Raw genomic sequence first — 12,109 nt, forward strand, 5'->3', positions numbered from 1 at the left:
CTAAACATAGAAAAAACTCCTTATAGATTGTTTTTTATTGATTCGACAAAAAAGGCTGCTGACCCTGCCTTTCAAGGCAGTTTGTCAGCAGCCTCAAGCTGTGTGCATGCACACAGCTTTCTCTTCACCACTGCTTGGTTAAGCCCGCTTAGCCAAGCGGCTCAATCCCAAACCAGCTAGCAACAAACCAATGCCAGCAATCATGTAGACAGGATAAGCAGTTGCCGTTTTCGGCATTTTACCCCCGTTGCCTGGATGTTGGTTACCAGGATTGTTACCTGGGTTTCCAGGTTTGCCTGGGTTATCGCCAGGTTGGCCCGGATTGTCACCAGGGGTTCCCGGGTTATCACCAGGATTGCCTGGATTACCTGGATTACCTGGGTTACCTGGCTTATTGCCCGGCTTGTCTTTTCCGCAGTCCCCGAATTGCAAGTTTGTCACCAACGTTTTGCCCAATTTAGTACCTTCAGCCCTCAGTTCCAATTTAGCGGTGTATTTTTTGGATTTCTCGGCATTAGGAACCTTGATGGAAAACCGCTTATTGTCTGTGGCATTGGCAATCTTCCCTGATGACACAAGCTTTCCTTGGGACAGGGAGCTGTCTGTAGCTGGCATCTCATAAATATGGTAGACCACATCATAATTCGTTCCTTTTGGCACATTACCAAGCTGATCCATGAACGGATTAACTTTCGCATCCATATACAAAGAGGTGCAATCATCATCAAACCGCAACACAGTCAAAAAATTGGCACTCTTCAGTGCTTCTGCTTTCATCTCAAGGGTGGTACCCTCTTGGGAAGCACTTGAAAACCCTGGAAAAGAAAACGACAACGCAAACAACAACATACACATGAAAATTGATTTTAAATAGTTTTTAATCATGTATGTATCCCTCCTTATGCTTAAACTTATTTCAACAGAAAATTAGTTATTCCTTCTACAAAAAACAAAAAAAGGGAAAAATTCAAAATATGTCATGCAACCCTCAGGTAACTAGCGCTTTCACGCACACTATGAACGGTTGTTAAAACAAAAAACAGCAGACATGATGTCTGCTGTTTTTTCAGCGTGCCCTGGAAGATTCGAACTCCCGACCTTTTGATCCGTAGTCAAACGCTCTATCCAGCTGAGCTAAGGGCACACATATATTAAATTGTTAAGTTGGAGCGGAAGACGGGATTCGAACCCGCGACCCTCGCCTTGGCAAGGCGATGCTCTACCCCTGAGCCACTTCCGCATGTTGTGGGGCGACCGATGGGAATCGAACCCATGAATGCCGGAGCCACAATCCGGTGCGTTAACCACTTCGCCACGGCCGCCAAGAAAAATGGTGACCCGTAGGGGATTCGAACCCCTGCATGCTAGCGTGAAAGGCTAGTGTGTTAAACCGCTTCACCAACGGGCCATATCTGGAGCTTCCTACCAGGCTCGAACTGGTGACCTCTTCCTTACCATGGAAGCGCTCTACCGACTGAGCTAAGGAAGCATGCTGGCTCCTCAGGTAGGACTCGAACCTACAACCTACCGGTTAACAGCCGGTTGCTCTGCCATTGAGCTACTGAGGAACATCTGGAGCGGGTGAAGGGAATCGAACCCTCGCATTCGGCTTGGAAGGCCGATGTTCTACCACTGAACTACACCCGCGAAGGCTGGTGCGGTCGGCGAGACTCGAACTCGCACGATCAGGGATCACTACCCCCTCAAGATAGCGTGTCTGCCAATTCCACCACGACCGCACAAATATGGTGAGCCATGAAGGACTCGAACCTTCGACACCCTGATTAAAAGTCAGGTGCTCTACCAACTGAGCTAATGGCTCATATTGGCTGGGGAAGTAGGATTCGAACCTACGCATCACGGAGTCAAAGTCCGTTGCCTTACCACTTGGCTATTCCCCAGCGTAACATGATGGTGGAGGGAGTAGGATTCGAACCTACGAAGGCAAAGCCAGCGGATTTACAGTCCGCCCCATTTGGCCACTTTGGTATCCCTCCATATTGGTGGAGCTAAGCGGATTCGAACCGCTGACCCCCTGCTTGCAAGGCAGGTGCTCTCCCAGCTGAGCTATAGCCCCAAGTGGTGAAAAAAGCCACTCACAAGATATAACTATAACATGCCTTAATCAAAAACGCAATACCTTCATCACCATTTTCCATTAATTTTTTACATAAAAATCTCTTCCCTTCATCATATGAGAAGAGACAAACGCACGTGACTGGTTCACATGCGTTTTTTCAAGATACTGTGTGCGTCCTGCACCCACAATGAGCATCATATCGAAGCGCGTCCACCGTCCTCAATCACTGGGATGGCTGGTGCGCATGAAGCGTATCCTTGGCAAACAGATGATAACAGGCAAAGTGGACAATCGGTATCAACAGGATAGCGGACATGACCCACAACATTCCCTCCGCTCCTCTACGCTCAACCACGATAGCGCCGAACACCGGGCTAATCATTCGCCCCGCCGTCGCCGCAAAACTAACCATCCCCTGATAACGCCCAGTCTGGCGCGGAGGCGCTAGTTCCGCTGCCGCCGTCGGTACTGCTGCCTAAATCAAGATTTCACCCAAGGTCATCACCGTCATCCACACAACCATCCACGCAAAAGGCAGATGAAATTGACTCAGCCCTAACAGCGCGAGCATAAACAGAATGACACCAGCTATCAATTGGCTACGCAGAGAGACCAACCATCGCTTGGTCACATATGTAATCAGAGGTTGGGCACATAAAATCACTAAGCCATTCACCGTCCACAACAAACTGTATAAAGCAGTTGGGTAATCCAACGTGAGCATAAAAGTGGAAATATTGGATTGCCACTGCACATAAGCCATCCAACACAGCATGTATCCCACACATAAAATCAACAACGATATCCATCGCCGCTTTCCGCTTCCAACCGCCAATCCGGCGGATGAAACTTCCTTTAAAGCTTTGGAATCTCGATCAGGATAAGGAAACCGCTTCAACACGATCCACAAAAAAGCCAAATAAAGAAGACCATTGGCCAAAAAGACATACATAAACGAAATTTGAGCAAGCATTCCACCAATCGCCGCTCCAAGAGCCACACCTAAATTACTACTCACGTACATTAAGTTAAACGCCTTTCTCCCTCCTTCTGGCTACGCATCTCCCACCAAAGCGTACATAATCGGAATAACCAGATTGATACAAACCCCACTTATAGAAAGGATAAAAGCAAAGATCCCAATCGATTCGATCCACGGTAGGATGAATGCAAACACAGCCGCGCCGACCGCCCCGATGGGAATGATGCGCCTCGTCCCATAGCGGTCGTAAAGCATCCCACCCAACAAGCTACCAACCATTCCTGCTCCTTGGTAAACCATCAGCACCAACCCCGCGATCCGCATGGATCCCCCCAATTGCTGCGTGGTATAAATCGTTATCAACGGCCATAGAAAAGACATGCCTGTCAAATAAACAAACATGCCAAAGCCAAGCACCCACACTTTGCGCGGATAACTCATTTTCCATTTTCCTGGTAACAACATACAAATCCGGCCTTCTTTCGTTATTATTCCAAATTAGATTATACTCATAAAACAGAGAATAACTAGACAAAACCCTCTCAACGATTGGGATATTTTTATGCAAGCCAACGGGCCGGACATGCGGTTTGAAAAAAGGTACCTCCTCCACTTTTCCAACTCATCGCAACCATTTTTAAAAACCTCTGCTCGATCAGATCGTCGGGGTTCCTGCTTTCAAATAACCACGGGCTAGGGTATAATTTAACAAACAAAGAACATTATGAATTTTTCGAGGAGTGAATCAGGATGCGTGGAGAGTTGATTTCGTGCCTGTTGGCCCTGCTTCTCCTTCTTTTTGCCGTCCCCCTGCAAGGGCGGGCACAAGAAAGCCCGGATCCCTCGTTAAGCGCTTCCATTGAAGAAAAGCGGCAATTGCGCGCCGCATGGATCGCCACTGTACTGAACATTGATTGGCCTTCCAAAACCGGGCTCAGTAAAGATCAGCAACAAGCCGAGTTCATCACGCTTTTAGACCGCCTACAAGCGATGGGCATCAATGCCGTCATTGTTCAAGTAAGGCCGACCGCCGACGCATTTTATCCTTCCACGCTTAACCCTTGGTCCAAGTATTTGACAGGAACCCAAGGCGTGTCGCCCGATTATGATCCCTTGGCGTTTATGGTGCAAGCTGCCCATAAACGCAACATGGAATTCCATGCTTGGTTCAACCCCTATCGCGTCAGCATGGACACCCAATTGAACGCCTTGGTGCCAAGCCATCCGGCACGGCAGAACCCCAATTGGGTGGTCAGCTACGGCGGCAAGCTGTGGTATGATCCAGGCATTCCCCAGGTACGGTCACACATCGTGGACACCATCAAAGAAGTGGTGCGCAACTATGACATCGACGCCGTCCATTTTGACGATTACTTTTACCCTTATCCTGACGGCACTGACTTTCCCGATGAGCAAACTTACTTGACTTACGGCCAAGCATCCTTTCCCAACAAAGCGGATTGGCGGCGTGACAATGTCAACCGCTTAGTTAAAGAAGTAAATGCGCAGATCAAACAGCTCAAGCCCCATGTGAAGTTCGGCATCAGCCCATTTGGCATCTGGCGGAACAAATCGACGGACCCCAGTGGATCGGACACCTCCGGCTTTCAGGCTTACGATTCTCTGTTCGCCGATGCCCGCACATGGATCCGCCAAGGCTGGATCGATTACATCGCTCCCCAAATATACTGGAACATCGGTTTTCCAGCCGCCGCTTATGAAAAGCTCGTTCCCTGGTGGGCCAATGAAGTGAAAGGTAAAGCCACGCATTTGTATATCGGTCATGCTGTGTACAAAGTTGGTAGCGGCGCGGCTTGGGACAAGCCCGAAGAAATTCCTAACCAGCTGCAATTAAATCGGCAATACCCGGAAGTAAAAGGTAGCGTCTTTTTCAGCACCAAAGACCTGTTAAAAAACCCATTGGGCTTGGCTGACCGCTTGCGCACAGACCTCTATCGCTATCCCTCCCTCATTCCGGTCATGCCTTGGTTAGGTGGCCAGACACCCGCCGCGCCTTCGCTCCTCTCCGCCACACGCCGATACGGTGGAGTCACCCTACAGTTCACCAATCGGGCTAGTGAGGCAAGTTATTTTGTCATTTACCGCTTTGATGAGGGGGAAGCCATCACCATAAACCAGCCCCGCAACATCGTCGGCATCATCCGCAAAACGGTTTCAAACACACAGCAAATCTTCTTTGACGACACAGCACAACCGACAAAACCTTACACCTATGTCGTAACAGCAGTCAGCCGGCTCCATCAGGAAAGTGGAGCTAGCAACCCGATTCAGCTACCCTCGACGACAGCAAGATGATGGTTTCCACCATCAACCAGTTCGGAAGTAAAAAAAAATGACATAGAGGAGGATGGATCACATGCCCAGATGGCTGCTCTTTTTCTTGCGGGCGATGACTGTCAATCGGGATGCGCAATTTTACAAAGACCTGCATACACTGGAAACCATCAAGAAAAAAAAGAGGAAACGAAATCATTTGCGGCGGGTGAAATAACCCGCCTTTTCTCTTTAGAAGCGCACCTTTTTTGCAAGCTCCGTTCATTTACCACCGCTGTTGGCCCGAGTGCCAACCAATACAAACCGCTTGCTGAAACCTCCGCTCTGCACTACTAAAACCACCTTCCCTGGCCGTCTAAAACGAAGCAAATGGGTAAACGGATCAAACACAGCGATGCTGGAACCCGTCGCCTGATCCAAACGGGTGACGGTCAAACCGTTCTCTCCTCGATACCGCACAGTCGCCGGATAGGTGAGCGGAAAAGTCCAACCTCCTGTTTGCAAACCTGACACTTTCACCTCAGCCGTTTCATTCACATAAAACTCCGTCCGCTCCAACGCGATGTCCTCAAGGATCGGTCGCACATCAGCCACAAGCCACGGGAGCTTGCGAACGTTCCCTTTTTTCTCCCCGTTAATGCTGAATACACCATACCCGTAAAATCCACCCCGATCCGGCGAACCATACACTCGCTTACCGACGGGTCCCACCACCGCATAGGCAACGCCGTCACGTTGCGTCCAGTGATGGACATGCGCATGTGCTGCAATCATGATGGCCGGCTTGCCACTTCGTTCGGAAAAGTCGGTCAGCTTCTTCTGCAACAAACCCGCCTCTCTCGCATCGGATATTTGTGATGTCTTGGACGGGTTGGGATCGTTGAGAGGATGATGCGCCAAAAAAACGAGTTGCCGCACTTTTCGATCTTGCTTTCCTTGTTCCAACCAAGCATCCAACTGACGCCACTGAGCATCATCGCTCACCCGCCAACCACCCAGCGCAGTGTTGCTCAGAATAAAGCGCACGCCTTTGTGGTCAAAATGATGCAACGCCGCCCTTGGTCCAAAAACCTGTACAAAAAGATTCAGGTTGCCCGTGCCATACGTTTCGTGATTGCCCGGCGTCACATAATACGGTTTGTCTAGGTTTTGCTCGATCAATGTCTTGACAAAGGTAACATTTTCAATGGTAGCATCATCCACCAAATCCCCGTTAAAGATGACAAAATCGACATCCTCGCGCGAAAGATCTCGCAACACCTGCACCGTGTGTTTTACCTCTTTGCTGTCAGGAGCCGCGCTTACAATATGCAAGTCGTTCAACACAGCGAACCGCCAACCGGATGATGGCATGGTTTCTTGTTGCAATACCATTGGATGCGGTTGCACCGGTTCATCAGGAAGATGCAAGGGCGCAGACACATACACGACCACGTCGTCCAACAAGATGTCCCCTTTGTCCTGCTTTTTGGCGTCCGGTTCGACCAAATAAATTTGATTCAATTGAATCGGATATTGCACCCCTGCTGGCACATTCGTTTCCATATATGTCCAGCCATGCCAATTTACCTCCGCCGCCAAATCCAATGTATGGTACACTCCCGCCGCATCCTTGATCCGCGTCCGCAGCCAATGCCCATTGCCCCCATCTCCACGCACATGGACACCGATTTTTTTCACTTCCCCAGGTAGTGGCATCAGCCCCGTGGGCGGCAAGGCGTACACGGCCCGCGTCTTGGTGGACTTGGTGAAATCATAAGTCAATTTTAGCGCTTTGCTTTTTCGCTCTGCGTCATCCACATACAGCAACTCACCCGTTGTTTCAGCAGGTGCTTTGGCAAAAGTCCATGGTGTCGAAGCATCTTCAAATGTTTCTATGCGTTGTTGTTCCCAACCGATGGAAACTCCGGCAACCGCCTGCAAATCGCCAACCCGAGCTGTAATGCGCGCCACCCCTTGCTCTACTTGTGGCACCACCGTCAAACTGCCGTCGGCATTGGCTTTCACATCGATGATTTGCCGGTCATAGCTCAATTGGACATCCTCCGGCTCCACATAAGTCTGATAACCAGACGCATCTTTTCCTGTCACCAAAAAAGTAGCTGTTTTTCCTTTTTCTAAACCCATCAACCGGGGTTCAATTGCCAGGGAGACCGGTTTTCCCAGCACATGCACTTCTGCCATCGACTCCACACCCCTGCTCCGTACGGAAATTCGGCCTTTTCCAGGGTGCGCGGCCCGCAATACTGCCCCGTCAAAACGGCCGAGCGCGGCCGGCAAAGCCCTCCAATGCATCCGAATCTGATCCGTTTGAAGCGGCGCAAAAGCAGTATCATACGCCATGGCACGAAATTTGCGGGTCAATCCAGAAAACACACGCCGGGACCCCGCTTCGATCTTAAATCCACCCAGCTGGCCCGTTCGTTTGTCGTTCCATACGCCGATTCCGTTAGGAACAGGGCGTTCTTGTCCATCGGATGGCGTATTGACAACTTTCAATCCAGTCTGTCCCTGCATGCGCGCAACCAGAGTAGAGGAGCCTCCACCATCCAAGTTTAAGGCCGTCCAAGCCCTTTTTTCTTTCATCCATTGGGCCAATTCCAATAACGTCATACCTCTGCTACGAGACGATCTTCCATCAATGGTTGCCAATATCATCTTCTTGCCGTCTTTGGTAAAACCGACCGCGGTGCGGGGATGAACTGCGCCATGATCCTTAGTCACCACCTTCCCCTTGTCCACCAGTAATGCACCGCCTCCGATCGCAAAAGCCAATTTCCTAAAGTCCGGTCTGGTCTCTACACGAACTTCAACCGCGCTCCCCACCGGTAACGCTTTAAGAAACGCCGCACTGGCACCTTTGCCACTCAATATGAATTGGCCTTCATGCAATGCTTCATTGTGTACCCCACCGGCATAAGTCATTTTCACTTTCCCGTCTTCCACCAACACTTCAAAAAAATCGGGGCTGACCAGATGCGTTCGCTTCGCCGTACCCCAGTCCGGGGTGTACATCGCCAAATGATCCGCCGGCAACTGGGGAGCGTTAATGGCATGCAACGTCGTCGTCGCCCCATTGGCCATCACTTTGCCCTGCAATACGAGGGGGCTGATTTGGCCGATCCGGTCTTGTGAGACGCTCGCTGCCAAGCGGTCCTCGCCACTTTTTCGTAATTCCCCCGACCGAACTTCCGCCCCCAACGCTGCTTGCGTATTGCCAATATCAAAAAAATCCCCGTTCACTCCTGCAATCGCGCCCGCCGCTTTCATCTGCTGGATTAGCGGCATACTTTGCGCCACATGGGGAGGCGTCAACAAATTCGTTTTCACACTAGGTTCGGCCAAGTCCACCGTCAGCGCCGCCCCTTCTAGCCAACCCTTAGTGTCAAACCTAGTAAACTGTGTCAGGGAAATCCCTTGCGCAATTTGCTCTTCTTCCGCTTCCTCATGAATCAATTGTGGCAAATCCGGCTCACTTTGCTGAGACGGTTCCGACGGTTTTGCCGTTAACACCTCGGCCGAATCGTGGATTGCGGACAGCTGTGCGGCAAGTGGTTCAGCCGCTCCCGTCCAGCCAGGAATAATCACCATCACCAGCAGGCACAACACCGCCAAGCGCTTTTTAAACGCGTTCATCAGGCACCTCCGTTACATTGCGGTTAAAGCTTAATCAAACAGGCTCTCATAATGATTATAATATTTTGACAACTTATTTTCTCGCTCCCTCTGCACAAAAAACGGTTGCATCCAACATGCAACCGTACATTTCAACCTAACGGAAAACACTATGCCTTCTCTCTTTTGGCCGCACCTTCGGGGAACGTGAAGGCAATGCTGCCGTTCTCCAATCGCAACCGGGCGTCAAACCGTTTGCCTTTCTTTGAGACAAACCCCTTGAGTAAGCCTGATTCTTTCCCACTTAACAGTTTTTTCACAACCGCTGAACTCAGCTTTTTTCCCAACAACGTTTTGGGAAGGGTGAATTTGCATCCAGTTTGGTAACCCTGACAGCCATAAAATTTTTTCCGGTCAACCACCGCTTGACCGCATAACGGACATGACCCCACGGTCTCTTGCGCAGATCCCTTCCGTCCGCTTGTTTGCGTTTTTTCCTGTATCGCCGCAGCTACTTCCCATCCGTCGGCGCGCTTGATTGCATCGGCAACCAAATGCTTAGCCAACTCTTTTGATTTTTCGATGAATGGAGCAGCCGCTTTTTCCCCACGGCCAATCGCATGCAAATACTGTTCCCACTTTGCCGTCAAATCCGCTTTCCCCAAAATAGTATCCGCGACGGCCGAGACCAAGGCTTTTCCTTTCTCCGTAGTGGACACCACATTTTTCTGCACTTTGATATACTTGCGATCCTTGAGAGTTTGGATAATTCCAGAGCGAGTTGCTTCCGTTCCCAATCCAAGCCCTTTCATCGACGAAAGTTCCTCATCCTCGATATGTTTGCCGGCCGTTTTCATCAATGTGATCAATTGGCCTTCTGTGTAAGGCTTAGGTGGTTGTGTCATCCCTTCCTTCAACGCCACCTCCGGCTTGACCACCTGACCCTCACGCAAAGGAGGGAGCGGTTGATTCCCCTCATCTCCCTGCTCTTGCTCATGTTGAAATACCGCTTTCCATCCGATCTTCACCACTTTATTGCCGACCGTTTTGAAGGCGTGCTTGTCAATCATGGTCAATACTGTCGTCTGCAGGAATTCATGATCAGGATAATGGACGGCAATCAAACTCCGCGCCAACTCATCATAAATTTTCCGCTCATCTGAAGTTAGCTTGATGAGGGTGGGAACTTGCTCCGTCGGTATAATCGCGTGATGATCTGACACCTTTTTCGGATCAACCACCCGCTTGTTTCGGCTGACGTCTCGCAAGTCGTCCGCAATATTGTAGTGGGGGGTGAGTAAGCGTAAGATCTTCGGAAATGCCTTGGCCTCGGCAGCAGTCACATGCTGGCTATCCGTTCGGGGATAAGAAACATACCCTTTTTCATATAAGGATTGGACCAATTGCAACACTTTGGACGGCGCCAACTTATACATGCGGTTCATTTTAGCTTGAAGGGTGCTTAAGCTGTGCAACAAAGGCGAGCTGATTTTTTTCAACTTGGTTTCGATTTTCCCCACTACGCCAGGCTTATCCCTCATTTGTTCCAGTAAACGCTCCGCCTGTTTTTTATCAAAAAAACGCTCTTCTAATTTCCCTTTGTACTTCTCTCCATCCGCATCAAAAACGGCGACAATCTCCCAAAAAGGCTCCTGCTTGAAGCGCTCTATCTCCTCTTCGCGTCGGCGGATCAGGCACAATAAGGGAGTTTGCACCCTGCCCGTGAAAAAACCTCTCTGATCCCTTTTTGTTGCATCAATAACGTATACACCCGACTCGTATTGATGCCCACCAACCAATCGCTGTATGATCGAGCCAACGATTCTTCAAAATAAGGCTTTGTCTCGCGGTCAGAACGGAGCCGGCCAAATGCCTCTTTAATTGCTTGCTCCGTCAACGAACTACACCACCAGCGTTTAATTTTTTTCCGAGACGCCCCAGCCATTTGGATGATGATCCGGGCGATATATTCTCCTTCACAGGCCGGATCCGTTGCGATGATAATAGTGTCCGCTTGGTTCAACACTTCTTTCACCAATTTAAAGTGACCCGCCTTTTGTTTGATCACTTGGTGCTTGAATCGGTCGGGAATGATGGGAAGCGTTTCTAAACGCCATTTTTTCCAGGCTGGGTCATACTTTTCCGGCTCAGCTAATTCGCAAAGATGCCCAATCGCCCACACAATGATCGCTCCGCGCGGAAATTCAGGACATGGTGCAATGGTTATCCGTGTCTTTTCCTTTTTATGCGCAAACGGGGAAGCCAATTTCCGCGCTTGATCCGGTTTTTCTGCTAGAATCGCATCCATGTTTCATATCCTTTCCGTTCCGGTTTCGAACACTATTCACTATACCACAGGAAAAAAAGCTGGAGTGTACAAAACAAATCGTTCAGGAGTATGCTATTTATGAGATGTGTTTGCCATATAGCGCAATCGTCAAACACGATAGATTTGTCAACAAACTGATTCCAAGCCGATTTTTAGTCTGCGTTTTGTATTCGATTTAGATTTACTTATCTACAGCCTATAAAATATAAAAAAAGACACCTTTCATCAACGAAAGGTGTCTTTTTTGCATTTGGTTGCGGGGACAGGATTTGAACCTGCGACCTTCGGGTTATGAGCCCGACGAGCTACCAGACTGCTCCACCCCGCGTCGTTCCCATCAAAAGATGGGATATGCCTGGCAATGACCTACTCTCCCAGGGCTTAAGCCCAAGTACCATCGGCGCTGGAGGGCTTAACTTCCGTGTTCGGTATGGGAACGGGTGGATCCCCTCCGCCATCATCACCAGACAATATTGGCGTGCCCTGGAAGATTCGAACTCCCGACCTTTTGATCCGTAGTCAAACGCTCTATCCAGCTGAGCTAAGGGCACATGTTTTCATTGTGATCAGGTGTTGCCCAGATTTGAAGCAAATCTTGCCACACCCTGAAAATTAGAATGGAATAAAGCGTGTTGCAAGATGAAGAGATGAAGTAGGATAAGCCCTCGACCAATTCGTATCCGTCAGCTAAACGCATTGCTGCGCTTACACCTCGGACCGATCAACCTCGTCATCTACAAGGGGTCTTACTTCCACAGGGGAATGGGAAATCTCATCTTGAGGGGGGCTTCGCGCTTAGATGCTTTCA

At 49.7% G+C, this 12,109-nt stretch carries 6 protein-coding genes, 14 tRNA genes, 2 rRNA genes and 2 pseudogenes; 2 read left to right on the plus strand and 22 right to left on the minus strand.

All coding sequences use genetic code 11. From position 1 onward, the window contains the following. Positions 1–138: 138 nt before the first annotated feature. The 15 genes and pseudogenes from CLV36_RS17480 to CLV36_RS17975 form a co-directional block, all read right to left on the minus strand. On the minus strand, positions 139–885 hold the full coding sequence (locus CLV36_RS17480) for a hypothetical protein (protein WP_181353115.1): 747 nt from the start codon (positions 883–885) through the stop codon (positions 139–141). A 185-nt stretch (positions 886–1,070) separates the two neighbouring features. Further along, positions 1,071–1,144: transfer RNA gene (locus tag CLV36_RS16280), tRNA-Arg, on the minus strand. A 21-nt stretch (positions 1,145–1,165) separates the two neighbouring features. After that, positions 1,166–1,240, minus strand: a tRNA-Gly gene (locus tag CLV36_RS16285). Between the two features lie 6 nt (positions 1,241–1,246). Further along, positions 1,247–1,322, minus strand: a tRNA-His gene (locus CLV36_RS16290). 9 nt (positions 1,323–1,331) lie between these two features. Continuing rightward, a tRNA-Glu gene (locus CLV36_RS16295) sits at positions 1,332–1,408 on the minus strand. 5 nt (positions 1,409–1,413) lie between these two features. After that, positions 1,414–1,489: transfer RNA gene (locus tag CLV36_RS16300), tRNA-Thr, on the minus strand. 4 nt (positions 1,490–1,493) lie between these two features. Then, positions 1,494–1,568, minus strand: a tRNA-Asn gene (locus CLV36_RS16305). A 5-nt stretch (positions 1,569–1,573) separates the two neighbouring features. After that, positions 1,574–1,647 (minus strand) — tRNA-Gly (locus tag CLV36_RS16310). Positions 1,648–1,653: 6 nt separating this feature from the next. Further along, positions 1,654–1,739: transfer RNA gene (locus tag CLV36_RS16315), tRNA-Leu, on the minus strand. 7 nt (positions 1,740–1,746) lie between these two features. After that, a tRNA-Lys gene (locus CLV36_RS16320) sits at positions 1,747–1,822 on the minus strand. A gap of 4 nt (positions 1,823–1,826) precedes the next feature. Beyond that, positions 1,827–1,901: transfer RNA gene (locus tag CLV36_RS16325), tRNA-Gln, on the minus strand. 11 nt (positions 1,902–1,912) lie between these two features. Beyond that, positions 1,913–1,997: transfer RNA gene (locus CLV36_RS16330), tRNA-Tyr, on the minus strand. A 4-nt stretch (positions 1,998–2,001) separates the two neighbouring features. Next, positions 2,002–2,077 (minus strand) — tRNA-Ala (locus tag CLV36_RS16335). Positions 2,078–2,303: 226 nt separating this feature from the next. Further along, positions 2,304–2,540 (minus strand): annotated as a pseudogene (locus CLV36_RS17045) (hypothetical protein); the annotation flags it as partial. Between the two features lie 15 nt (positions 2,541–2,555). Then, positions 2,556–3,527 (minus strand): annotated as a pseudogene (locus CLV36_RS17975) (MFS transporter). A gap of 285 nt (positions 3,528–3,812) precedes the next feature. Between CLV36_RS17975 and CLV36_RS16350 the strand changes: the two are divergent. Continuing rightward, positions 3,813–5,378, plus strand: a complete 1,566-nt coding sequence (locus tag CLV36_RS16350; protein ID WP_106343356.1) for a glycoside hydrolase family 10-like protein — start codon at positions 3,813–3,815, stop codon at positions 5,376–5,378. Positions 5,379–5,439: 61 nt separating this feature from the next. Beyond that, positions 5,440–5,574 (plus strand): hypothetical protein, encoded by a 135-nt coding sequence (locus CLV36_RS17950; protein ID WP_259435572.1) that lies wholly within the window; start codon positions 5,440–5,442, stop codon positions 5,572–5,574. Positions 5,575–5,618: 44 nt separating this feature from the next. Here CLV36_RS17950 and CLV36_RS16355 read toward each other — a convergent pair whose 3' ends face one another. From CLV36_RS16355 to CLV36_RS16380, 7 genes are all read right to left on the minus strand, one after another. After that, the gene (locus CLV36_RS16355) at positions 5,619–8,993 is read right to left on the minus strand and encodes a phosphodiester glycosidase family protein (protein ID WP_106343357.1); all 3,375 of its coding nucleotides are present in this window, start codon (positions 8,991–8,993) and stop codon (positions 5,619–5,621) included. A gap of 149 nt (positions 8,994–9,142) precedes the next feature. Beyond that, positions 9,143–10,687, minus strand: coding sequence for a type IA DNA topoisomerase (locus CLV36_RS16360; protein WP_245888401.1), 1,545 nt, complete (start codon positions 10,685–10,687; stop codon positions 9,143–9,145). Then, complete coding sequence (locus CLV36_RS17760; protein WP_245888402.1) at positions 10,663–11,280, minus strand: toprim domain-containing protein; 618 nt, start codon at positions 11,278–11,280, stop codon at positions 10,663–10,665. Before CLV36_RS17760 ends, CLV36_RS16360 begins: the two co-directional genes overlap by 25 nt. A gap of 272 nt (positions 11,281–11,552) precedes the next feature. Next, positions 11,553–11,629 (minus strand) — tRNA-Met (locus tag CLV36_RS16365). A gap of 25 nt (positions 11,630–11,654) precedes the next feature. Next, positions 11,655–11,769 (minus strand): 5S ribosomal RNA (gene rrf, locus CLV36_RS16370). A gap of 6 nt (positions 11,770–11,775) precedes the next feature. Next, positions 11,776–11,852: transfer RNA gene (locus tag CLV36_RS16375), tRNA-Arg, on the minus strand. 102 nt (positions 11,853–11,954) lie between these two features. Next, positions 11,955–12,109: ribosomal RNA gene (locus CLV36_RS16380) — 23S ribosomal RNA — on the minus strand; the annotation flags it as partial.

The sequence above is a fragment of the Laceyella sediminis genome, assembly GCF_003003125.1.
Classification (GTDB): Bacteria; Bacillota; Bacilli; order Thermoactinomycetales; family Thermoactinomycetaceae; genus Laceyella; species Laceyella tengchongensis.

What these genes read in the sequence shown, in the direction of transcription:
- CLV36_RS16355 (WP_106343357.1), bottom strand. Translation starts at nt 8,993, where the DNA reads ATGAACGCGTTTAAAAAGCGCTTGGCGGTGTTGTGCCTGCTGGTGATG.
- CLV36_RS17480 (WP_181353115.1), bottom strand. Translation starts at nt 885, where the DNA reads ATGATTAAAAACTATTTAAAATCAATTTTCATGTGTATGTTGTTGTTT.
- CLV36_RS17950 (WP_259435572.1), top strand. Translation starts at nt 5,440, where the DNA reads ATGCCCAGATGGCTGCTCTTTTTCTTGCGGGCGATGACTGTCAATCGG.
- CLV36_RS17760 (WP_245888402.1), bottom strand. Translation starts at nt 11,280, where the DNA reads ATGGATGCGATTCTAGCAGAAAAACCGGATCAAGCGCGGAAATTGGCT.
- CLV36_RS16350 (WP_106343356.1), top strand. Translation starts at nt 3,813, where the DNA reads ATGCGTGGAGAGTTGATTTCGTGCCTGTTGGCCCTGCTTCTCCTTCTT.